General features: G+C 72.3%; 23 protein-coding genes and 1 pseudogene. 7 read left to right on the forward strand and 17 right to left on the reverse strand.

Features of this window, described 5'->3' with window-relative positions:
- Window positions 1–43 precede the first annotated feature (43 nt).
- On the reverse strand, window positions 44–1,387 hold the full coding sequence (locus tag C9F11_RS01355) for a PD40 domain-containing protein (protein ID WP_138957495.1): 1,344 nt from the start codon (window positions 1,385–1,387) through the stop codon (window positions 44–46).
- Window positions 1,388–1,700: 313 nt separating this feature from the next.
- On the reverse strand, window positions 1,701–2,219 hold the full coding sequence (locus C9F11_RS01360; protein ID WP_138957496.1) for a lytic polysaccharide monooxygenase auxiliary activity family 9 protein: 519 nt from the start codon (window positions 2,217–2,219) through the stop codon (window positions 1,701–1,703).
- Between the two features lie 184 nt (window positions 2,220–2,403).
- Between C9F11_RS01360 and C9F11_RS01365 the strand changes: the two genes are divergently transcribed.
- Together C9F11_RS01365 and C9F11_RS01370 are read left to right on the forward strand one after the other, a co-directional pair.
- Complete coding sequence (locus C9F11_RS01365; protein ID WP_249401538.1) at window positions 2,404–3,039, forward strand: GNAT family N-acetyltransferase; 636 nt, start codon at window positions 2,404–2,406, stop codon at window positions 3,037–3,039.
- Complete coding sequence (locus C9F11_RS01370) at window positions 2,997–3,194, forward strand: hypothetical protein (protein WP_249401539.1); 198 nt, start codon at window positions 2,997–2,999, stop codon at window positions 3,192–3,194. Before C9F11_RS01365 ends, C9F11_RS01370 begins: the two co-directional genes overlap by 43 nt.
- Window positions 3,195–3,244: 50 nt before the next feature.
- On the opposite strand, the gene C9F11_RS01375 is transcribed toward C9F11_RS01370, so the two are convergent.
- The 9 genes and pseudogenes from C9F11_RS01375 to C9F11_RS01410 all read right to left on the reverse strand — a co-directional run bounded on the left by C9F11_RS01375 (window position 3,245) and on the right by C9F11_RS01410 (window position 12,252).
- A complete protein-coding gene (locus C9F11_RS01375; RefSeq protein ID WP_138957498.1) occupies window positions 3,245–4,006 on the reverse strand; it encodes a LuxR family transcriptional regulator in 762 nt (253 codons plus the stop codon).
- A 31-nt stretch (window positions 4,007–4,037) separates the two neighbouring features.
- Window positions 4,038–5,741, reverse strand: a complete 1,704-nt coding sequence (locus C9F11_RS01380) for an amidohydrolase (protein ID WP_212767783.1) — start codon at window positions 5,739–5,741, stop codon at window positions 4,038–4,040.
- Between the two features lie 140 nt (window positions 5,742–5,881).
- Complete coding sequence (locus C9F11_RS01385) at window positions 5,882–6,931, reverse strand: aldo/keto reductase (protein ID WP_138957500.1); 1,050 nt, start codon at window positions 6,929–6,931, stop codon at window positions 5,882–5,884.
- A 193-nt stretch (window positions 6,932–7,124) separates the two neighbouring features.
- Entirely contained in the window at window positions 7,125–7,460 is a 336-nt protein-coding gene (locus C9F11_RS01390) for an Lsr2 family protein (RefSeq protein ID WP_138957501.1), read from the reverse strand.
- Between the two features lie 771 nt (window positions 7,461–8,231).
- Entirely contained in the window at window positions 8,232–9,332 is a 1,101-nt protein-coding gene (locus C9F11_RS01395; RefSeq protein WP_171076041.1) for an iron-containing redox enzyme family protein, read from the reverse strand.
- Window positions 9,333–9,404: 72 nt separating this feature from the next.
- Window positions 9,405–9,575: pseudogene (locus C9F11_RS49620) on the reverse strand (CDGSH iron-sulfur domain-containing protein); the annotation flags it as partial.
- The gene (locus tag C9F11_RS01400) at window positions 9,559–10,299 is read right to left on the reverse strand and encodes a HemK2/MTQ2 family protein methyltransferase (protein WP_249401540.1); all 741 of its coding nucleotides are present in this window, start codon (window positions 10,297–10,299) and stop codon (window positions 9,559–9,561) included. The gene C9F11_RS01400 and the pseudogene C9F11_RS49620, both read right to left, overlap by 17 nt.
- Window positions 10,300–10,516: 217 nt before the next feature.
- Window positions 10,517–11,461, reverse strand: a complete 945-nt coding sequence (locus C9F11_RS01405; protein WP_138957503.1) for an NADP-dependent oxidoreductase — start codon at window positions 11,459–11,461, stop codon at window positions 10,517–10,519.
- Between the two features lie 50 nt (window positions 11,462–11,511).
- Complete coding sequence (locus tag C9F11_RS01410) at window positions 11,512–12,252, reverse strand: class I SAM-dependent methyltransferase (protein WP_138957504.1); 741 nt, start codon at window positions 12,250–12,252, stop codon at window positions 11,512–11,514.
- A gap of 204 nt (window positions 12,253–12,456) precedes the next feature.
- On the opposite strand from C9F11_RS01410, the gene C9F11_RS01415 reads away from it, so the two are divergent.
- Both C9F11_RS01415 and C9F11_RS47200 read left to right on the forward strand, forming a co-directional pair.
- Entirely contained in the window at window positions 12,457–12,801 is a 345-nt protein-coding gene (locus C9F11_RS01415; protein WP_138957505.1) for a hypothetical protein, read from the forward strand.
- 156 nt (window positions 12,802–12,957) lie between these two features.
- On the forward strand, window positions 12,958–13,122 hold the full coding sequence (locus tag C9F11_RS47200; protein ID WP_171075598.1) for a hypothetical protein: 165 nt from the start codon (window positions 12,958–12,960) through the stop codon (window positions 13,120–13,122).
- An 89-nt stretch (window positions 13,123–13,211) separates the two neighbouring features.
- On the opposite strand, the gene C9F11_RS01420 is transcribed toward C9F11_RS47200, so the two are convergent.
- Window positions 13,212–14,822 carry a helix-turn-helix transcriptional regulator gene (locus C9F11_RS01420; protein ID WP_138957506.1) on the reverse strand — a complete coding sequence of 537 codons (1,611 nt, stop codon included), beginning with the start codon at window positions 14,820–14,822 and terminating at the stop codon, window positions 13,212–13,214.
- Entirely contained in the window at window positions 14,819–15,523 is a 705-nt protein-coding gene (locus C9F11_RS01425; protein WP_138957507.1) for a helix-turn-helix domain-containing protein, read from the reverse strand. The genes C9F11_RS01420 and C9F11_RS01425 overlap by 4 nt, the downstream gene beginning before the upstream one ends.
- A gap of 157 nt (window positions 15,524–15,680) precedes the next feature.
- Between C9F11_RS01425 and C9F11_RS01430 the strand changes: the two genes are divergently transcribed.
- Complete coding sequence (locus C9F11_RS01430; RefSeq protein ID WP_249401541.1) at window positions 15,681–16,268, forward strand: putative immunity protein; 588 nt, start codon at window positions 15,681–15,683, stop codon at window positions 16,266–16,268.
- A gap of 131 nt (window positions 16,269–16,399) precedes the next feature.
- Complete coding sequence (locus tag C9F11_RS01435; protein WP_138957508.1) at window positions 16,400–17,185, forward strand: DUF4239 domain-containing protein; 786 nt, start codon at window positions 16,400–16,402, stop codon at window positions 17,183–17,185.
- A 49-nt stretch (window positions 17,186–17,234) separates the two neighbouring features.
- Here C9F11_RS01435 and C9F11_RS01440 read toward each other — a convergent pair whose 3' ends face one another.
- Complete coding sequence (locus C9F11_RS01440) at window positions 17,235–18,548, reverse strand: alpha/beta hydrolase (RefSeq protein ID WP_138957509.1); 1,314 nt, start codon at window positions 18,546–18,548, stop codon at window positions 17,235–17,237.
- A 433-nt stretch (window positions 18,549–18,981) separates the two neighbouring features.
- Between C9F11_RS01440 and C9F11_RS01445 the strand changes: the two genes are divergently transcribed.
- Entirely contained in the window at window positions 18,982–19,305 is a 324-nt protein-coding gene (locus C9F11_RS01445; RefSeq protein ID WP_138957510.1) for a cupin domain-containing protein, read from the forward strand.
- Window positions 19,306–19,419: 114 nt separating this feature from the next.
- On the opposite strand, the gene C9F11_RS01450 is transcribed toward C9F11_RS01445, so the two are convergent.
- From C9F11_RS01450 to C9F11_RS01460, 3 genes are all read right to left on the reverse strand, one after another.
- Window positions 19,420–19,689: a metal-sensitive transcriptional regulator gene (locus tag C9F11_RS01450; protein WP_030671004.1), complete on the reverse strand. Its 270-nt coding sequence runs from the start codon at window positions 19,687–19,689 to the stop codon at window positions 19,420–19,422.
- Between the two features lie 68 nt (window positions 19,690–19,757).
- Window positions 19,758–20,327 carry a rhodanese-like domain-containing protein gene (locus C9F11_RS01455; protein WP_138957511.1) on the reverse strand — a complete coding sequence of 190 codons (570 nt, stop codon included), beginning with the start codon at window positions 20,325–20,327 and terminating at the stop codon, window positions 19,758–19,760.
- A 44-nt stretch (window positions 20,328–20,371) separates the two neighbouring features.
- Complete coding sequence (locus C9F11_RS01460) at window positions 20,372–22,045, reverse strand: FAD-dependent oxidoreductase (protein ID WP_138957512.1); 1,674 nt, start codon at window positions 22,043–22,045, stop codon at window positions 20,372–20,374.
- Between the last annotated feature and the right edge of the window lie 163 nt (window positions 22,046–22,208).

The raw sequence follows: 22,208 nt of genomic DNA on the forward strand, positions 1-22,208 counted from the left end.
CATCCGTACGGGGATCCCGTACTCCGGCCGTGGGCACGGGCGTTCAGCGCAGACGGCGCAGGAACACGTCGGGTGCGCTGTTGGTGTCGTCGGGGACGAGGTTCCCGGCCGGGGAGTCGAACACCGCCGCGCCGCCGTCCTCGGTGACTCCGGTGCGCGGGCCCGGCGCGGTGTCCTCGGAGGCAAGGTCGGTCTCGACGCTGACGAGGGTCACCTCGCCGGTCTGCATGTCCTTCAGGAAGACGTCAGTGCTGCTGTCGCCGTCGTTGCCGGGGTCGAGGTTGGTGGCGGCGGAGGTGAACACCGCGTAGCGGCCGGTGCGGCTCAGCGAGACGTCGTCGCTGTCGCCGTCGGCCGGTGTGCCGTCCGCGGCGGCGCTGACCAGGCGCATGCGCTGGGCCTCGCGGTCGTAGAGGAAGACGTTGTGGCGACTCTTCGGCGCAGGTCCCTCGGGGCGGAGCACGCTGGAGGTCGAGGTGAACGCCACAGCGCGGGCGTCCCCGCTGAGGGCGGCCCCCCAGGACGGGGTCTTGCGGTTGTAGCCGTGCGGAACGGAGATGAGTTCCGTGGTGTGCTTCTCGCGGTCGCGCAGGAAGACGTCCGTTGCCGAGAGGTGGTCCTCCACGTCGGTCAGGCCGGAGGCGTTCGAGGTGAAGGCGACGTAGCGGCCGCCCAGGTCGCCCGCGAACGCGGGCCCGAACGCGTCGCCCTCGCCGTGCTTGCCGTCGTTGCCGAGCTGCGCGAGCTCCGTGGTCTTCTTCTTGCGGTCGTAGAGGAAGACGTCGTCCCGCTTGTTCGCGTCCCCCGTGACGAGGTCCTCGGCGCCCGACGCGTACGCGACGTACCGGCCGTCGCCGCTGACCGCCGGGTCGTAGGTCAGAGGGCCGCGCAGCCCGTCGTAGGAGGCGCGGGTGGGGCTGATCCGTTCGGTTCTGCCGGTGCGACGGTCGTGCAGGAAGACGTCGTCGAGGTCGTTGGGGTCACCGCGGACGAGGTCGTCGGCGGTGGAGGTGAAGACCACGTACCGTCCGTCGGGGCTGAGGGAGACCTCGCGTACGACGCCGTGGCTCGCCTTGCCGTCGCTCTGGACGCTGACGCGTTCCGTCGTCCCGGTGCGCAGGTCGCGGACGAAGGCGTCGGGGGTGCCGTTGGTGTCGTGCGCGACCAGGTTGCGGGACGCCGAGACGAAGGCGACGTAGCGGCCGTCGGCACTGATGGCGGGCCCGCTGGAAGCCGCGTTGCCCTGGGCGCCCGTCGGGCCGACGCTCAGCCGCTCGGTGTGCGGCGCGGCGGCGGGGGCGGCGGAGGCTCCCGGGGAAAGCACGGCCATGGCGCAGAGGGCGGTGAGCGCGGCGCCGACAGCCGTCACGCGCTGATGAACGGGCATCCGGTTCCTCCTGTGTTGACGGCCGTCTCCGTGTGCTGTCCGGGCGCGCGTCGGCTGACGAAGGCGACGCCGGATACCGCGGACACTCGGATATCCGTCACTGCGGAGTTCGTCCTGTCCCCGCGCACCGTAGGCGAGCGAACACGGTGAAGCCCAGGAGGTCAATGTGCCGCGTGCCCTCCACGGTGTGGATGCGTCGGTTGCATCAGGTGGCAGAAGCGTTACAGCGGGCTTTTGTGCCGTACTCCCGTGGAATGGGCAACCATTGGCGCCGATTCGGCCGCCGGGGCCCGCCCGGTCCCGGGGAAACCGCCTAGCCGCGGATGTTCACGTCGATGCAGGCGTAGAACGCATTCTCCGTTTCGGCGATGTTCCAGACCGCAAGGACCTTCTGCGGGCCGCGAAGGCTGCCGAAATTGACGGTATGGCGGACAAACTGGGGCGGCTGCGCGCCGCCCTGGTCGAACTCGGCGACTTTCTGGGAGCCCACGAAGTACTGCCACGTGGTCGTGGAGTGCTGCGCGGTCAACCGCCAGGTGAACGTGGTCGAGTTGGCGACGCCATGGACGGCCCAGCCCTTTCTGTCGTCGTCCAGGTCGGCGAACTGGGCATTGCCGCCGCTGCAGCTCTTGAGGCCTTTGGGCCCTTCGACCGCGTCGGGCTCCCATTTGATGGGACCGCACTCCACGCTCCCGTTGAAGCACTGGTCCTGTCGGCTGGCGGGTGAGGTCACCCAGCCGTGCGCCTGGGCCGGAGCGGCCGGGAGGCTCACGGCGATCAGCGGGGCGAGGCCCAGGACGAGGGCGGCGGCCAGGCTCTTTTTCGCGAACATGACAACTCCTTCCGTCATTAGTCCGGACCATAGCGCGCGGCGATGGGCGGTCAAGGAGCACGGGACGGAAGTGGCCATGAACGCGTTCCGGGGCGTGGCAGGCGCATGTGGCTCGTCCGGCCCGCCAGTGCACGGAACCGTTCCGCGATTGCACGGAGCCGATCCGCGAACGATCATGGCCGCCATGGTGCGACCGAGACAGCTCATCGCGTGCGGAGACTTCGTCCTGCGACGCTGGCGGGGGCAGAGCGACTTCGAGCGGGCGTTCACGTTGATCGAGGAGTCCGTGGAGCATCTGCGGCCCTGGGAACCGTGGGTCGAAGCACACAGCGCGGAGCACACCCGGACCTTCCTCGCGCGGGCCGAGTCGAAGTGGGCGAGCGGAGACGTGTACAACTACGCCATCGCCGAAGGCGGCACGCCCATCGGCATGTGCCAGTCCTACCGGGGCTCCGAGCCGCAGGGCCGGCTCATGGGGTACTGGCTGCACCCGGCCGCCACCGGCCGGGGCATCGCCACGCGGGCGACGGCGGCCGTGGCCACCGAGATGTTCGCCCTGCCGGACGTGGCGTACCTGGAGATCACGCACGACGCCGCCAACACCTCCAGCGCCGCCGTACCGCGACGGCTGGGCTTCACCGAAATCCGCCGCGAGCAGGCGCCGTTGCCCACGGCCCCCTCCGGCAGCGGGATCAACGTGGTCTGGCGCCTGGAGTCGGCACGGTGTTCGCCGATGGAGCACCGCAGGTCAGCTTCGACCGGGTACAGATCAGCGGCGTGGTGGACCGCTTCGTCGAAGGCGCCGAGGCCCACGCCATGATGGACCGGCTGGCGCGCAAGTACCTGGGCAGCGAACGCTTCGAGTGGCTCATGCCCGGCGAGGAGCGGATCGCGGTGATCGTGCGCCCCACCAAGGTCCGTCACATCGTCGGTGTCGAGCGCTTCCGGCCCGGCGGTCCCGTACCGGCTTCCTGACCGGCGGCGCGCGGGTCCGGGGGCTCCGCAGCCGCGGCCAGGCCCTCGCGTCAGTCGGAGACTTCGATGCCCCAGGCCACCGCGCGCGCCGCGGCCGCCGCACGGTTGGGCAGGTCCAGCTTGGCGAGGATGTGCTCGATGTGGGTGCCCACGGTGCGCGGCGTGACGTACAGCCGCTCGGCGATCTCGCGGTTGGTGCGGCCCGTGGTCAGCTCGGCGAGGACCTGGAGCTCGCGGGGCGAGAGTCCCCCCGGTCGGCCGGGGGCCGCCGCGGGGGCCTTCGGGGGCGGCGGGTCCGCCCGCGGGGCGACGGCCGCGGCGAGGGACTCCGTGAGCAGCGTGACCACGGCGCGCGCCGGGTCGGGCGCGCGCCTCGGTCGGCGGGTGCTGACGTTCAGCATGCCGACGTACCGGCCGTCGGCGGCGAACAGGCACTGGGCCACGCCGTCCTCGATGCCGAGGGGGGACAGCACGTCCTGGAAGCCGGGGGACGCCGCCAGGAGCTGCCCGGGGACGTCCCTGAGCCAGAGGCCGCCCCGCTCCGGGCTGCGGAGCACGGGGAACACCGGGTCGCGGTGGAGGCGGTTCTCGATGTAGGCCGTGGCGTCGTCCGGGTAGCTCCCGGCGAGGGTGGTGTGGCGGCGGTGGAGCGGATCCCACCGGGTCAGCGAGGCGTGGTCGTACTCCATCACCTCGGACAGCGCGGTCAGGACCGGGGCGAGACCGCTCGCGCCGGCCGCGGCGCTCCTGGCGGCCTCGCGGACGTGGACGGCCGCGTCCAGGATGTCCGCCGTGCTCCGCCGCGCTGCCATCCCCCAAGGATGATCATGTGTCTGGAATACGTCAAACGCGCAGGGTGTCGTGCACGACCTGTCCGTCCACGACGGTGAGGACGACCGGCATCGCGGGGATGTCGTGGGGGTCGGCGGTGAGCAGGTCCCCGTCGAGCACGCACAGGTCGGCGGCCTTGCCCGGCTCCAGGGAGCCCTTCCAGTCGTCGGCGAAGTCCTGCCAGGCCGCGTTGATCGTGTACGTACGGATGGCCTCGGCCAGGCCGATGCGCTGCTCGGGACCGCTGACCCGGCCTGCGGCCTTCGACTCGCGCAGCACCATGGTGGCGACGCCCTGGCGCCAGTCCGGGTGCGTGACGGGGGCGTCGGACCCGCTCGCGACGCGCACGCCCGCGTCGATGGCATCGCGGTAGGGCCACGCGTACGCGGCGCGCTCGGCGCCGACGAAGTCCTCCTCCATGTCGGCGACGGTCCACTTGATGGTGGGGTTCATGTTGACCCCGAAGTCGTGCGCGGCCAGCACCTTCATGCTGTGCGCGGTCAGGAAGTCGCCGTGGATGATGTAGTGGCGGGCGTCGGACCGCGGGTGTTCGGCCGCGGCCGCGGCGAAGGCGTCCGCGACGGTGTCGCAGGCCCGGTCGCCGGTGACGTGGATGCCCAGCTGGTGCCCGGCGACGTGGGCGTGGCGGATGATCGCGTCGATCTCCGCGGTCCGCTCGCTGTCGCTGGCGCCGCCGACGCACAGGGAGCCGCAGCCGCCGCCGACGTACGGCTCGTGCATCCAGGACGTCTTGTTGGGGACGACGCCGTCGGCGAAGACCTTGACGCCGTGGATCGCGAGGCGGCGCGGGTCGGCGTCGCCCTGTGCGCCGATGGCGGTGAGGGTGCGGGCGAACTCCTCGGCGGTGCTCGCCATTCCGGTGGGCAGGAGCAGGACGCCGACGCGGGCGGTCAGTTCGCCGTCGGCCAGGAGCTGCCGGTAGACCTCCAGGGTCTGGGCGCCGAGGGCGCCGCGCATGATGCCGTCGCCACCGGGGCCGAGTCCGGGCTCGGTGTAGCTGGTGATGCCGAGCCGGGCGAGGGCGGCGAGGGCGGACCGGATCGCCTCGGTCCGCTCCTGGCGGCTGAGCGGCGGCAGCGCGTTCTGGATCAGGGCCTGGGCGCCCTCGTGGAGCAGTCCGGTCGGCTCCCCCGCGGCGTCGGTGACGATGGCTCCGCCGGGCGGGGCGACGGTGTCCCGGTCGATGCCGATGAGTTCCAGGGCCTTGGAGTTGACCCAGGTGGCGTGGCCGGAGAAGGAGTACAGGACGACGGGGTGGTCGGGGCTCACGGCGTCCAGGTCGTGCCGCGAGGGCGTCCGCGACGGGTCGGCGACGCACTCGTCGAGGTAGCCCGGGTCCCAGCCGTGCCCGGTGATCCACTGCCCGGCGGGGGTGCGCCCGACGGCTTCGCGCACCGCGTCGGCGGCGTCCGTGAGGGAGGACACGGCGGGGTGGCCGAGTTCGACGGAGAGCGGCGGGGTCGACATGCCGAACGCGCATCCGTGCAGATGGGAATCATTGATTCCGGGAAGCAGCGTCGCCCCGCGCAGGTCGACGACCCGGGTGTCGGGCCCGATGAGCGGGGCGACGTCGTCCCGCTCGCCGACGGCGCTGATGACCCCGCCGGTCACGGCCAGGGCCGAGGCGAGGGAGAACTCCGCGTCGACCGTGACCACTCGGCCGTCGAGAAACACCAGGTCCGCATACGTGTCCACAGGGGGTCCTTTCGGGTAGCGGGCGCGCTGCGAGCGCCCGAGAACGATCTCCCGAGGACTATGGCCGCGCCGCTCTCCCCCGCACATCGGTCATCCAACCGATACGTCCTCTCGGCGCGGCCGCCTGGTCGGGGCCGGTGTCAGTCGGCGGACCTGAAGTGGGCGGGGCGACGCCGGAGGGCGGGGGTGGTGAGCGACGGCGGTGTCCACGCGCCGTCTGGGTGGTAGACGTCCGTGCCGGGCGGCACGATCTCGTCGATGCGGTCCAGGACGGCGTCCTCCAGGACCACGGACGCGCCCTTGAGGGTGTCGCGCAGTTGTTGCGGCGTGCGCGGGCCGATGATGACCGACGTGACGGCCGGGTGCGCGAGCGGGAAGGCGATCGCCAGCTCGGGCAGCGTGCAGCCGACTTCGTCGGCGACGGCGACGAGCTGCTCGACGACGTCCAGTTTGGCGGCGGTGCGCGGCGCCGCCGGGTCGAAGCGGTCCGGGTTCAAGGTGGGGCGGCCGCTGCTCAGGTCGAGGGTCCGGCCCTTGCGGTAGCGCCCGGTCAGGAATCCCGAGGCCAGGGGGGACCAGGTCAGGACGCCCATGCCGAGGCGCTGCGCCACGGGCAGGACGTGCCGCTCCACGCCTCGGGCGAGGAGGGAGTAGGGCGGCTGTTCGGTGCGGAACCGCTGGAGCCCGCGGCGGTCGGCGACGTGGTGGGCCTCGACGATCTGGTCGGCGGGGAACGTGGAGCAGCCGAACGCTCTGATCTTGCCCTGGCGCACCAGGTCGGTGAGGGCGGAGAGCGTCTCTTCGATGTCGGTGGTGTGGTCGGGCCGGTGCATCTGGTAGAGGTCGATCCAGTCCGTTCCGAGGCGCCGCAGGCTGTCCTCGACCGCCTTGACGATCCAGCGCCGGGAGTTGCCGCCCCGGTTCGGGCCCTCGCCCATCGGGAAGTGGACCTTGGTCGCGAGGACCACGTCGTCGCGCCTGCCCTTGAGGGCCTTGCCGACGATCGTCTCGGACTCGCCCGCCGAGTACATGTCGGCCGTGTCGACGAAGTTGATTCCCTCGTCGAGGGCGGTGTGGACGATCCGGGCGCAGTCGTCGTGATCGGCGTTGCCGACGAAGCCGAACATCATGGTGCCCAGGCAGTACGAACTGACTTCCATGCCGGTGCCGCCCAGAACGTGGTAACGCATGCCGCTCTCCTCGCAGATCGCCTTCTCGGACCTCGGCGACCTTACGAGTTCAAGTGCGCTCCAGGGCAAGCACGGTCTCGGGCTCCCTCAGGGCGGCCCGGCCGTCAGCGACCGCCGGTCGGGGTGAGCCGGGGGCTCCGGCTCCCCCGTGCGCGGCGGCCGCACGGTTCGCGTTCTCGCCGAGCGGCCGATATCAGGCGGCGGCCTTCTCGTAGGCCTCGCGGATGTTCGCCGGGACGCGGCCGCGGTCGTTGACCTCGAAGCCGTTCTCCTTCGCCCAGGCGCGCATCTTGGCGGTGTCCTGTCCTGCGGCGCTCTTTCCCTTGGCCGCGGGCTGCTTCACGCCGCGGCCGCCGCCGGTCTTGCGGCCGCCTTTCAGGTACGGCTCGAGGAGACCGCGCAGCTTGTCGGCGTTCTTGGTGCTGAGGTCGATCTCGTACGCCTTGCCGTCCAGGCCGAACGTCACGGTCTCGTCGGCCGTCTTGCCGTCCAGGTCGTCAATCAGCTTGATTTCAACGCGCTGTGCCATGGTTGTGCCTTTCGTAAAGGGGTTCGCCGATGAGGGGCGGCCTACCGGCCACCGGGCTTGTCGTGGCCGCTATCCGCTGACGCTCACGCCGACCGGTCAGCGCGCTGGTCCGAGTTTCACACGCTGCCGTGGGGCGTCTTCGTCCGCATACAACTTGTCTACCCCCCAATCCATTTGGGGATCATCTCAGAGGAATGCGGAGTCCGCTAGCGGTAATCCTGATGATGTGGAACCGCGACGCCTCTCAATCTTCAAGCCAAGCCGGTCCGACGGAATCGCTCAGGCGTCCAGCAGCCGACATTCGCCGCCTTCCGGCGAGGAGGATACGCGGATCGACCAAGGTCGTCCGGGACCTGAACAGAACACGACTCTCCCATGTCAATGAAGTACGACCGGCCGCCTCGATGTGGCGATCTCCCATTCGCCCGTTCTCAGCACGCCGCTCTCATCGCCTCGAAGTCACCGCCTCGAAGTCATCGCCTCGATCGCTTCCCTCGATCTCTCCGCCTTGATCTCTTCTCCTCGATCACCGAACGTGCCTGTTTGATCGCGCCATGGGCTTCGTCGTCCACCGCGTGCCCGACCCGCAGGACGAGGCTGCGGACGCACCGGTCCGCAGCCTCGGGAGGAATACCCTGTCGCGCGGCCCAGTCGGTGAGCGTGGCCAGATACCAGTAGTGGCCAGATACCAGTAAGGGACGCGACACCCTGGTTTTCCGCGCACACCTCCGCGTTGGGGCACCGCCGGGAGAGTTCGGCGGCGGTGCCCGGTCAGCCGCGCTGCGGTCGGGGCGTGGCCGGGAGGGGGACGCGCAGTGCGCTGCGCCCCTCTCGCCAGGCGGCCAGGAGGTGGGCCGCCAGGCGGGCCTCGACGAGGCCGGTCGCGTGGACGCCGAAGGCGATGTCGGCGTCGAGCTCCGGCTCGGCGGCGAGCAGGCCGCCGACGACGTCGCGGCGCACCACCTGCTCGTGCACGGCGTCGGCCTCCACGTGTTCGTCGTAGAACCGCTCGGCCGCGGGGCCCGCGCCGACGCGCCGCAGGGCGGCGGCCAGCCGCCGGGAGCCGGGCGACGAGGTGACCTCCACCGCGGCGAAGTGCCCGACCAGTGCGCCGCGCAGGGCCCGGTGGAGCCCGAACAGGGACATGAGGTTGACGACGGCGAGGGCTTCGGCGGGCGCCGCGTCGAGGTGGTGCCCGTAGGAGGTGTCGAGGCCGAGGTCGGTCATGAGGTCGGCGAAGAGCCGCGCGTGGATGTCCTCGGGCCGTCCGGCACCGAACTCGTCGAACTCCACGGCCACCATCGCGGCCTTGGCGCGGCCGTGCAGCCGGGGGATGACCCAGGCGTGCGGGTCGGCTTCCTTGAGGTGGTAGAGGGACCGCAGGGCGGCGTACTCCCTCAGTTGCCACAGCTCTCCGTCGCGCTGGAGGTGGTGGCTGACGCTCGTCCCGTCGTATCCGGCGGGCTCGGTCAGCAGCGCGTCGAGGGCCTCCGCCGCGTCACCGGGCCGGGTGGCGTCGGCCCGCAGGGACCGGACGAAGCGCTGTTCCAGTGTGCGGCGCAGGGACAGCAGGTCCGGGTCCCACTCCCGCTCGTCGTCCACTCCCGCGAAGCCCTGGTAGTGGAGTTCGTACAGGACGTAGAGGGCGAGTTGCAGATCGTCGCCGTAGGGGTCGGCGTGCCGCGCCGCTTCGTGGGGCACGGAGGTGCCGTCCTCGCGCAGGGCGGCGATGACGCCGTCGGACACCTCGCCCCTCGCTGCCGGGAGCTCCGGGCTGCGCCCACGGGACTCCGGGACCTCCGTGGCCCCTCGGGAGGGGCAGGGTGCCTCGGGCGCGCGGTCGCGCGGCGGCTCGGCGCGGGCGGTGGGCATGACGGCTGCCCCTTCTTCGGCGTTCCCGGAGGCCCGCTCCGTGTCCGGTCGGGTCCGCCGGCGGTGACTGGTGTCGCACCAGGGAGACGTACGGCTGCGGCGGCAGGTGCAGATCGCGGCCTGGAAACGGTCCGAGACGCACACGGTCCCGTCGTCGCCGACCACTTCCACCGGCCCTTCCACCAGGAGGGGCCCCTCGCGGCCGACGGTGACGCGGCGGGGGTGTTCAGCGGAGTTCGGCACGGATGACCACCAGCTCTTCCCTGGTCTCGGAGTCGCCGAGCAGTCCCGCCCGGCACAGCCAGGCGCGGCGGGACCGCAGGACAGGGCCGAACGGAACGTACGCCCGGTCGATGACCGCGGCGTCCATGCCGAGGCGGGCGAGGCGGGCGAGGGTCGCCGTGACGCCGCACAGCCCGGAGTGCACCATCAGGAGGGCACCGCCGGGGTGCAGAACGCGGGGCGCCGCGTCGCAGACACGGTTCACCACCGCCCTGCCTTCGGTTCCCGCCTCCCACGCGCGCGCCGCCCCCCGTCGGGGCAGACCGGAGGACGGGCCGGGCACGTACGGCGGGTTGCTGACCAGGAGGTCGCAGCAGGCGCCGGGGAGCGCGTCGGCCAAGTCGCCGCGGTGCGCGGTGACGCGCAGCCCGTTGCGCAAGGCGTTGAGACGGGTGGTCAGCACGGCCCGCCGCGAGATGTCGACGGCGGTCACCCGGGCGCCCAGCGCGGCCGCCGCGACGGAGAGCGCCCCCGAGCCGCTGCCCAGGTCCAGGACCGCGGTGTCCTCGTCGATGGCCTCACGGCGCAGGGAACGGGTCAGGAGGTCGGTGTCGTACTGCGGCGCGTAGACGCCCGGCAGCGTGAAGAGGCGGGCCGGCCTGGCGGCCCCCGACGGCGTACGCGTGGGGGGCGTCGGCTGCCTGCTCGGATGGGCAAGCGGCTGCGGGTGCGTCTCTGCGCTCATCGGCATCTCCCGTCGGTCGGTGTCCACGAGAGGGCGCCTGATCCCACCATCCGCCGGTTCTCCGCCGCTCACCACCAGAGCGTTCACAGATGGTGACTAAGTGAGAACTATGCGGATTTGTTTGCCGTCTCGGTCGTGTCACTGAGTGCCCACTGGATTGCCTCTGAACCCCGAGCGGCCCCGGATCGACCGACGGTCCGGGAGGCCCGGTGCCCGCTCAGGAGAAGTCGAGCACCAGTCGACCGCGCAGGCCGCCCGCCTCCAGCAGGCGGTGGGCCCGTGCCGCCTCCTCGGCGGGCAGGACCTCGGCGACGCGCATGCTGAGCACGCCCTTCTCGGCCTGGCGGCGCAGCGTGTCCAGCAGGTCGGTGTCGAGCATGACGTCCGACACCATCACGGGGTGCACCCGGATGCCGCGCTCGGCGGGCCCGGCCCAGCCCCGCAGTTCGGCCAGGGCGCCGCCGTCGGCCAGCGCGGGTACGGCCTCGGTGGTCTGCGCGGAGCCGTCGAGCAACGCGGCGACGCCGTCGGGGCGCACCTCGCGGACCTGGGCGGCGAAGTCCCGCCCCCGCGCCACGACCTGGTCCGCTCCCAAGCCGCGCACCAGGTCGGTGTCGCGCGGGGCGGCGTCGGCGATGACCGTAAGCCCGTCGGCCTTGGCCAGCTCGATCGCGTACGCGCCGACGGCGCCCGCCGCGCCGGTGACGGCGAGGGTCCCGTCGCTCGGCACGGCCAGCACGTCCAGGGCGAGGCGGGCGGTCGCCGCGTTCATCAGCAGGGTGGACGCTTCGGCGAAGTCCGCTCCGCGGGGCGCGGGCACCACCGCCGCGGCGGGCACGACGACCTGCTCGGCGTAGGCCCCGCCGCGGGGGCCGGTGAACGGCACCATCGCGATCACGCGTTGGCCGACGGCGAGCCGGTCATCGCTCCCGGGGCCGAGCTGGTCGATCACGCCCGCGGCGTCCATGCCGGGCACGAACGGCGGTTCCACGCCCTCCATGCGGACGGCGTGACCGCCGGTGCGCAGCAGTACGTCCGTCGGATTCACGGCGGCCGCGTGCACCCGGATGCGGACCTCACCGGGGCCTGCCTGCGGTGCGGGAAGGTCCAGCACCCGCAGGACCTCGGGGCCGCCGAACGCGTTGACTCCTATGGCTCTCACGGCATCGGCAACCGGCCGGGGCCTTCCTTCATTCCGCGACGCTGTGCCCGTCAGGCGCGGCAGCGCAGCATCTCCAGGGGCGGGTTGGCGAGGCAGTCCGCCCAGAAGTCGGCCCCGAACTCGCGCACGCCCGCCTCCGACACCGTCACGGGCACCCAGGCCACCTCGCTGAATCCGGCCGCCCGCAGGCACTGTTCGTAGACCTCGCGGCGCGGACAGGCGCCGACGAACGAGATCGGCGGGTCGAGGAGCGCCGTGACCCGGACGCGCGGCCCGGTCTCGATCTCCTCGCCGGTCGCCTCGCAGAGGAAGCCGTACTTGGCCAACGACGGCCCGTCGAAGCGGTAGTCGGGGTTCTGCGCGAACACGAAGAAGTCGCCGCCGGGCTTGAGGCTGCGGTGGACGTTGCGGCACATCCGCTCCATGGCGGCGATGTCTTCGGCGTAGTTGAGCAGCTGCACCCCGAGGGCCACGTCGAAGTGCCGTCCCAGCGGCCGCAGTTCGGCCACGTCACCCACTTCGTAGCGCACGCCCAGCGGATCGCGCTCCTCGAACGCCTGGGCCGCGGCGACCATTTCGCCGGAGATGTCGACGCCGAACACCTCGCTGGCGCCACGACGCTTGAGCTCCCTGCTGTAGAAGCCGGTGCCGGAGGCGAGGTCGAGGACCGCCTTGCCGCGCACGTCCCCCACCATGCCCAGGAAGCTCGGCGTCTCCCCGTACCGTGCCAGCGGCAGGGCCTTGAAGCCCTCGAACGCCTCACCGATCTCGTCGTACTGCTGCACGCTCATCGCACTGCACTCCCCTGCGTTTCGACATGCCTGTGGCCACAGCCCCCGTCCCAGGGCACGCCATGGCGATTTCTGCTGGGCAGTCTCTACGGATTCCGACGGGCCGCCGTACTGGCAGAAGCCACAAAGATCGGGGGGCTGCCCCGGGCTCCCGCACAACGGGAGCACGCTGGGGCTGTGCCGTCGCCGAGGCCGGGAGGATCCATGAGCGACAGCGATCCGCACATCCACGTCGAGGCGCGGGTGGGCCGCGGCGACGCCGCCACCCGCACCATGATGGCAGCCACGTTCGGCCTGGCCGGTGATCTGCCGAGCGTCGTCACCACGGGCTGCGGGCTGCGGGTGCCGTACGCGATGGCCTCGGCCCGCCCGGACCGTGTCACCTGTCTCGCCTGCCGTGCGCACGCGCGCCGCGAACACCTGCGGCTCGCGGAAGAGGTCGAACGCCTGAGCCGCATGCCCGGATCGACGATCACCCCTGCCCAGGGGAGGCTGGCCGCGGACAGGCATCGCGGCCTCGCCCAGGGGTTTTCGGACACGGAGAGCTGAGCCCGCGCCTCGCATCGCCCCTGCCGCTCGGCGCGGTCCACCGACCGGACGGCCCTCTGCGCTGGCCTGGCCGGGCCGGATGTGGGCACATGGCAGGGACGGCGCGACCGTGCGCCGTCCTCTTCCCGTACGCATTCCCGTACGAAAGGACTGGTCATGGGCAAGCACGAGCGCGGCCGGGGCAGGGCCCGGCAGGACGAAGAGGCCAAGAAGGCCCTCGCGGAGAAGGAGCGGGCCGAGAAGGAGGCGGCCAGGGCGTCCGAGTCGGACGCCGCCAAGGCGCCCGGACAGGACCCCGGCGATTCCGGGACGCCCGGGTAGCCCGGGACGCCTCGATGCCCCCGGCTGGCGCGGATGGTGTGGCGGTCCGCCCCCTGCGGCGGGTGCGGGTCCGCCTCGCCGGGCGGCGGTCAGGGCGCGGCCACGGCCGCGTCCTCGCCGAGGGTGTAGGTGTCCTTGACCTTCACCTGGGTCACGCCGCGGCCCTCCTCGAAGACGGCGCGCCATTCGCCGATGACGTGGAGTTCGTCGGTGCCCATCGCGCGGACCACCATCAGGCCCTCGTCGTAGGCCTTGTAGGTCTTCATCCAGAGGTTGGCGAAGGCCTGGGAGCGGATGAGGTGCATCCAGTCGGAGCGGTACAGCTCGCGGTTGTAGTTCGACTCCCCCAGCGTCGAGACGAACTTGGAGTACATGGCCTTGACGTACTCCAGCGTCACCTCGTCGTCCTCGGCGATCGCGCGGTCCCGGGCGTCCTTCAGGGCGACGCGGAACTTCTCCAGGAGCCCCTCCGTGGCACCGGAGGTGAACGACTCGTGGATCTCCGGCGGGTCGCACAGGCCGTACTTCGGTCCGGACAGGCGCAGCAGCAGGCGCAGGGTCGGTTCGGTCACCCACAGGGGGCCCGGCTCGTCGCGGCTGCCGAGCGGGTTGGGGAGTACGTGGTCGTGCTCCCACGCGGGCGGGGTGATCAGGTGGACTCCGGCCCGGCGCCGGTCGTGGGGGGTGCCCGTGGAGTGTTCCAGCTGGCCGATCGGCAGATGGGTCTTGAGCGCGGACAGGTACGCGCCGTTGATGTCGAGGGCGGTCACCTCGTGCTGCCCGGCGGGGAGTTCCGGGCGGGTCCACTTGGGGCGCGCCTCCCAGATGCGGTCGGCGCCACGCGCGCTCTGCCTGCGCAGGATGTCGGGCATCCAGGGGTGGGCGACGATGTCGTAGCGGCCGCCGGTACGGGTGTGGTCGAGGAGCGCCATCGCGTCCGGGATGGCGCGCTTGATCAGGGCCGCGGTGGCCGCCTCGACGTCGCCGTGGTGCTGCGCGAGGGTCTCGGCCACGGCCGTGCCGATCAGGTCCGGGGAGGCGGCCGCGGCGGTCTGGGCGCGGCGGCCGACGGGGACGACCTTCACGCCCCGGCCCGGGCTGCGGACGGTGCGGGTGATCGTGGCGGGCGCGGTGCCCGGCTCGGCCGCTGAGGGGCCCGAGGGTGCGGTGTGCGGCTCGGCCGCTGGGGGGCCCGCGGGGGCGGTGTCCGGCTCGGCCGCTGAAGAGCCCGCGGGGGCGGTGTGCGCAGGCCGTGCCGGGGCCGTGGCCGTGTCGGCCTCGGCGTGGGGAGCGGAGGCCGCGCACTCGGCGGCGTCCAGGTGCTGCGGGTAGCCCTCGACCTGGTCGCGGGCGGGTCGGCCGCACAGAACGCAGGGCTGGGGCTCGGGGAGTTGGTCCTGCGCGGTTGGCCCAACCGGCTCGGCGGGCTGCTCATCAGGCCCGGCGGCGCTCAGCCGGGCCTGGACCTTCTCCTCCGCCTGGCCCAGGAAGTACGCGTACTTGCCGCGGACCTCGCCGCTCGGGTCGCGGCCCGCCTCCCAGCCGCCGACCGTGGACGGGCTCACCGCGAGCGCGCGGGCCACCTGTGCCCGGGACAGGCCCAGTGCCTCGCGCAGCGCGCGGCGGCGCTCGGCGGGCGGCAGCGGGGCGGGCTCGGCCGCCGAGGCGAGCAGCGCGTCGATCGCGTCGAAGTCGCTCATGCCATCTCTCCGTGGGGGTGCGGGGAAGCCGTCTCGTCGCGGGGGTGCGGGGGCGACTTGAGGTAGGCGATCGGGCCGCCCGATCTCGCCTCCTGGACCCGGGCGCCCAGCAGCGTACGCGTGAGTGCGGCCAGCGCGGGGTCGGCGGTCAGGACGCGGAAGCCGCCGGGGTCGTCGAGGGCCGTGATCCGCCCGGCGACGCTCGCGTCGAAGGAGTGCCGCACCTCCCGCCCTCCGTGCCGGGTGCCGCCGCGGCCGCGGATGGCCAGGACCCCGGTGACCCAGCCCGCGACCGCCACGGCCAGGACTCCGGCGGCGGTGACCTTGTCCGGTTCGCACCGCCACCACTGACGGGAGGCTTCGAGGAACTGTTCGTCCGTCAGGTGCGGGGCGTCCCCGATGAACTCCCGGTCGTCGTCCGCGTGCGGCGGCGGCCCCGCCGGCCCGGTGCGCAGCACCGGCAGCTCCCCGCGCGTGACGCCGATCTGCGGGGCGCGGGCCAGGGCGTGCACCCGGGCGGCGGCGAGGTCGGGCAGGAATCCGCTGGCCAGGAGCTTGCCGACGGTATTCGGCGAGAGCCGGAGCACGGCGGCGGCCTCGGGCCGGGTGAGGAATGCGCCGGCCAGGGCCTGGGGTGTCGTCAGGGCGACGGACGGCAGCACGCCTTCGGCCTCCGGATCGAGTGTGGTGAAGCAAGACACAGTGTATTGCTTCACCACGCTCATCCAGGATCTCCCCCGGCCCGGGTCGCGAACGGCCAAGGTGGCGCGCACCGCCGACGGAACCGGCCGCCCAGCGAACGCCCGCTCGTGGGACCGGCCGTCCGTGGGACCGGCCTCCCATGGCAGGATCTCCGTCGTGACGAGCGCGGCCGGTGACTTCGAGTTGACCATGGATGAGCTGCGTGTCGTGGCGCGTTTCGCGGCGGAGAGCGCGCAGGAGGTCCTCTCCGTCTACGAGGACGCCCACCCCGGCGACCCCCGGCCCCGCGCGGCCGTCGATGCCGCGTGGGAGTTCGCGAACGGCGCCCGGAGGACCAAGGTCCAGCGCGTCACCTCTCTGGCAGCGCATCGCGCGGCGAAGGAGGCGGCCGACGAGGCCGCTTGTCTGGCCGCCCGCGCGGCCGGTGACGCGGCGGCGGCCGCGTACCTTCATCCCCTCGCGAAGGCCACCCAGGTGGGCCACATCCTGCGCGCCGCCGCATGCGCGGCGCGCGTCGCCGAGTTGACCGCGCCCGACGATCCCGACGCGGGCCTCGATCTCCTGGTGCGGACACGGCAGCGCGCGACACCGGTACTGATCGATGTCCTCCACAGATACCCCCTCGCCCCGACCGGCAGGAGCCGGGTCGCAGAGCTGATGAGCATGCTGGACGCTTCCCTGCGTGCCGTCGCCCGCCCGGGGACACCGGGCCGCTCCGTCCCGGCAAACCGGGCCGCGCCCTAGCTCCCGCTTCCCTCTTCCGAGTGGCGCGCGCGACTCCCCGGCATATCCGACGCCGCGGTGACGCACGACAAATGAGCGTGCTTGCTCACTCGTTGCGTCACCGACGCGGCCTGAGACTCCGTGGGGGGCCTGTGGAACTGTGGCTGCTGAACAATCTGCCCACCACCGCGATCGCCGCCGTGATCGTCGGCGGCGTCGTCATCCTGGCAGTGGGGGGCAGCGCGCTGACACACCGAATGCACCCGCAGCTGGCAGACGGGGAGCACAACGACATGGTCGGCGTCGTCCTCGGCATGTACGGCGCCATCTACGGCATCATTCTCGCGTTCGTCGTCGTGACGCTGTGGACCCAGGTGCAGGACGCCGACGCGGTGGTGCAGAGCGAGGCGTCGTCCCTGGCCCAGCTCACCTGGGACAGCGAGGTGTTCCCGCCCGCCCGACGCGACCGTGTCCACGCGGCCGTCGGCGCCTACACCCACAAGGTGGTCGACGTGCAGTGGCCCCTCATGCGCACCGGCAAGCCCCGGTACTCCGTCGCCCAGCAGCAGATGCGTGACCTGTTCACCTCGCTCCAGACGTACGAGCCGCGTACGGAGCGGGAGAAGGCCTTCTACCGCAAGGCGACCGACGACCTCAACGAGGTGGTCACCCAGCGCCGCGCCCGCATGACCATCGCCGGCCAGGAACTGCCCGGGCTGCTGAAGACCCTGGTGTACGGCGGCGCGCTCGCCTTCATCCCCCTGACCTTCCTCTACGGCATCAGCAGCCGCCGCGTCCAGCTCCTCTTCGTCGGCTCGGTCGCCGCCCTCATCGGGTTCAGCCTGCTGCTCGTCGTCGTCCTCGACCACCCCTTCGCAGGCAACATCAGCGTCGACACGGCGGCGTACAAGGTGGGCCCCCTGGCACAGTTCTGGTGACCTCGCACGAGCAAGGGGGGCGCGTGCCACGCCGCTTCGCGGGTCGCCTTCAGTGCGGCTTCACGTACTCGACCTTCACGACGTCCGGCACCTGGGGCAGCTTCTTGCGGCCCGTCAGGAGGGCCTGGACGGAGGTGTCGTTCATCAGGTAGCGGCGGAAGAAGGCGCTGGTGTAACCCGTGGCGATCCTGCGCTGGGTGGTCTCGTCGAGCCCCTTGTGCTGCTGGTCGGTGCCGTCCTGGGCGACGCAGCGGCCGGGCCGCTTCCCGGGAACGGCGTCGTTCTCACCGGCTACCTGCCCGCTGCGGGGAGACCACTGGGTGTTGAAGTAGTTGTGGTTGCCGCCGGTGAGGGTGATGCCGTGGAGCGGCGCCTTGTTGCGGCCCTTGTTCCACTTGACGTACTCACCGGTGTTGACCTGGTCGCAGGTTCCCCACAGCACGGCCATCGGGACCCGGGTGACGGGCTCGTTCTCCCAGGTGGCGGTGGGGGCGAGGCCGAGTGCCGCCTTCACCTTCACCCCGGCGGGCCAGTCACCGTGCCGCTTGTCGGAGGCGTGCTGCATGACTCCGCCGCCGCCCATGGAGTGCCCGAGAGTGCCGACCCGCCCGAGGTCCACGTGCTGGGTGAAGGAGACGGCACTCGCCCGGCCGGTCTTCGCATCCTTGAGCTTGCCCTTCAAAGGGCCCTTGCCCGCGTCGAGTTGCCGCCACAGATCCAGGTGCTTGTTGATGAGGGCGGCGCGCGCCTGGTAGACGGAGTCGGCCTGACCGCCGCTGGTGGCGTTGATGCCGTTGGCTCCCATGGAGACCACCACGAAGCCCTGCCGGGCCAGGTCCTTGGCCAGGTAGTCGTAGCCGGAGCTGCTCGGCAGCGGAGCGATGCCCGGCCTGCACGGCCACGCCGACAACCGGTCGCCCATCTTGCCCATGATCTTCAGCTGCCTGTCCGCTTCGGCCTTGTCACCGGCCTTCTCGGCCGCGGCCAGCGCCTTCCTGGCCTTCGTCATCCGATGCTGCGCGGCACGGTCGGCGCAGGTGTTCCACAGGCCGTGCTGCATGACGATCAGTGGATGCCTGCCCGGGGCCACGCCCTTGGCTCCCGGCCCCTTCGGATAGTGCACCACCGCGGCGATCTCGTTCTTCCCCCGGTACGGCGGCGCGGGCACGAACGCCTGGTTCCCCAGGTCGTAGGTCACCCGTCCCACCGACGGCGAACCGGCCCCGGTGCCGGGCGAGGCCGCACCGGCCATGGCCGGGTGGGGCATGACCGCCCCGAGCACGGTCACCGCGGCACCCGCGCACAGCGCCGCTGTACCGACTCGACCGCCGAAGGACTTCCTGCTGTGCGTCTCCGCCGCCATGCGGGGTCCTGCCTCTCACATCCTCATCGATGGATCGGTACGCCCACCGCCCCCGGGCGCGATGAGGCGCCGCGGATGCCCGGCGCACCTTCCATCGGTGTGTCACCTTGCATAAGACCGCCCACGAACCGAGGACTGCTTCCCCGCTCGCCGTGGACGGATTTCGGAGGTTAACGCGCAGTTGTCAGGAAGGTGTCAGAGCTACGGACAGCTCGCGCCCAGCGGCAGGAGGACCGGGCTGAGCCAAGAGGCCGATCGTTGGTCAGGGGCGACCCGTCTTCCGCGTCCGAGACCGCAGGCCCAGCCGAGTTGAGCTCCTCCGAACGTGATGGCGCCATCGTCATCGAGGTGTCGGAGGGGACCCTGCTGCCCGAGCAGCTGGCGGGCGCGGCGCGGCAGCGAGGTCGTTGGTTACGGGGAAGAATGTCTGACCATGAGCGATGACGAGATCACGCTGTTCGAGGACCTGCGGGAGCTGGCGCCGGTGGAGGAGGGGAAGCTCGGCCACCACACCGTGCTCAACGCGGGCGGGGCGCGGGTGGTCGTGCTGGCCTTCGAGGCCGGGCACGTGCTCAAGGAGCACCGTGCGCCGTGCCCCGTGCTGCTCCAGGCGATCGACGGGCGGCTGCGCGTGACCGCGGGCGACCAGATCGCCGACCTGCGTCCGGGCGGGCTCCTGTACCTGCCGGCCTCGGCGCCGCACGCCGTCGAGGCGCTCGCCCCCTCCCGGCTCTCACTGACCCTGATCGGCATCTGAGGCCCCGGCCCGAACAGCGCCCCGCAGGGACGCGGGGAACCGCGCGATCAGCCACGACGGGCCCGCGTCCCGGCGAGGCCCCGGACCCCTGGCGGTGCCCGGCGCCCACGGGCATCAGGCCAGGCTCAGGAACAGCTTCTCCAGTTCCTCCTCGGTCAGCGGCGGGCGCTCGCCGTCCGTGGCGGCGAGGCACTCGCGCATCCCACTCGCGATGATCTTGAATCCGGCCCGGTCGAGTGCGCGGGAGACCGCGGCGAGCTGGGTGACCACGTCCTTGCAGTCGCGGCCTGCCTCGATCATCGCGATGACGCCGGAGAGCTGTCCCTGGGCGCGGCGCAGCCGGTTCAGGACGGCGGTCATCGTCTCTTCGTTGTGGGCGGTCATGGGGGCCGCTTCCGTTCTGTCGCAGGGGTGGGCGGGCGGCGGTCGCGGTACCGCCCGCCCGGGGTGGGTCAGCCGTGCAGGCCCGCGCGTGCCGCGTCGAGGGTCTGCGGGTGCGGCCGGTTGTGCGGCAGCTTGGCCAGGACCGCGGCCATGCCGCAGGTGCCGCTGACGCCCGAGTACACCAGGCCCGCGGCGATCCCGGCGGACAGCAGCCGGGCGCGGGGGACGCGCAGGCCCACGGCGAGGCCGGTCAGGACGAGGGCGCCCGCGGCGAAGCGCACCTGCCGGTCCATCGCCCAGACCTGGCGCTGGACCGGCAGGTCGGCGACAGCGAGGGGCAGACCGGCGGACTGCCAGGCGTCGGTGCCGCCCGCCAGTTCGGCCGCGTCGATCCCGGCTTGCTCCAGTCGTTCGCAGGCCGTGCGGGAACGGGCCCCCGAGGCGCAGACGACTGCCAGTCCGCGGCGTTGCGCCGTCTCGCGCAGGTCGGGCAGCAGTGCGCGTACGGAGTCGAGGGGGACGTTGACGGCGCCGGGGACGTGGCCCTGGGCGTACTCGGAGGCGGAGCGGACATCCACGACGAGGACGCCGTCGGCGATGCGGGACTCCAGCTGGGGCGGGGTGAGAGGGGTGTTCACAGGGGTTCCTTCTTCGTTCCGGGGCTGGTCGGGAAAGTCGTGGTTCAGGCGGCGAGAGGAGCGGAGCGCGCCGGGTCGGCCGCGTCCGGACAGGTGGTCCGCGCGGCGGCCCAGGTGGCGTAGCCGCCGTCGAGGTTGGCGGTGGGACGGCCGGTGAGCTGGGTCAGGAGGCGGGCCGCGGTGTGGCCGCGCAGTCCGACCTGGCAGTGGACGATCAGCGGCTGCCCGGCAGGGATCTCGTCAAGGCGGTCGCGCAGCTGGTCGACCGGGATGTTGAGCGCGCCGGGGATCGAACCGCGGGCGTGCTCGGCCGCGGTGCGGACGTCGATCAGGGCGGCGCCGTCGGCGAGCGCGGCGTCCAGTTCGTGCCACTGCACCGCTCGACCGGTCCCGGTGGCCAGGTTCTCGGCGATCATTCCGGCCATGTTCACCGAGTCCTTGGCCGAGCCGTACGGCGGGGCGTAGGCGAGCTCCAGATCGGCCAGGTCCGGGGCGGTGAGACCGCCCGCCATCGCGGTGGCGATCACGTCGACGCGCTTCTCCACGCCCTCGGTGCCGACCGCCTGGGCACCCAGGATCCGCAGGTCGTCGGGGTCGTACAGGACCTTGAGGGCGATCGGGGAGGCCCCCGGGTAGTAGCCGGCGTGGGAACCGGGGTGCAGGTGCACGGCCTGGTACGGACGGCCTGCGGCACGCAGTCGCTTCTCGTTCCAGCCGGTGGCTGCCGCGGTGCGGCCGAAGACCTTCACGACCGCCGTACCGGCCGCTTCCCGGGCCCGCACCGGCCGCCCGGCGATCACGTCGGCGACGAGGCGTCCGTGCCGATTGGCCAGGTTGGCCAGCGGGACCAGGGCCGGTTCACCGGTCAGCGCGTCGCGCTTCTCCGCCGCGTCGCCGACCGCGTACACCCGCGGGTCGCTGGTGCGCTGGCATGCGTCGACGGCGATGCCGCCGCGCGGTCCGACGGCCAGACCCGCGGCACGGGCCAGCGCCGTCTCCGGTCGTACGCCGATCGCAAGGACCACCAGATCGGCGGCCAGGGTGCGTCCGTCGGCCAGCGTGACCTGGTCCGGCCCCACGGCGGCCGGCTGGGCACCGAGTTCGACCCGTACGCCGTGGGCTCGCAGCTCGGTGGTGAGCGGCGCGGCCATCTCCGCGTCGAGCGGCGGCAGCACCTGGTCGGCCAGTTCGACCAGCGTCACCGTCAGCCCGCGCTCGCGCAGATTCTCCGCGGCCTCCACACCGATGAAGCCTGCCCCGACCACCACGGCGGTACGGGCGCCCGCGTCGAGATCAGCGGCGACGCGGTCCGCGTCGGCCACGTCCCGCAGGGTGCGGGCCCGCTCGATGCCGGGCAGGTCGGGCACGAAGGGCCGGGCACCGGGGCTGAGGACGAGCCGGTCGTACGCCTCCTCGTACTCGCCGCCGCCGACCAGGTCGCGTACGCGTACGGTGCGGGCCGCGAGGTCGATCGAGACGGCCTCGCTGCGCACCCGCACGTCCAGGCCGAACCGGGCGCGCAGGGCCTCCGGCGTCTGCAGCAGGAGTGCGTCGCGCTCCTCGATGACGCCGCCCAGGTAGTAGGGCAGTCCGCAGTTGGCGTAGCTGACGTGGGCACCGCGCTCAAGGACCACGATCTCCGCGTCCTCCTCCAGCCGTCGCAGCCGCGTCGCGGCCGACATCCCGCCCGCGACGCCACCGACGATGACGACCTTCATGTTTCCTCCTGGCACGATCGCTCTCACCGTACCCCCGGGGGTATTCAAAAATACGGGTGGGGGTATCTGTACTGCTGTTCCGCAACGAACCGGAGGACCAGGTTCATTCCCGGACGACAACGCGACCCCTTCGGCAAGCCCGGCACCTGGGGCGTGCGGAGGG

This window comes from Streptomyces sp. YIM 121038 (assembly GCF_006088715.1).
In the GTDB taxonomy this organism is placed as follows: Bacteria; Actinomycetota; Actinomycetes; order Streptomycetales; family Streptomycetaceae; genus Streptomyces.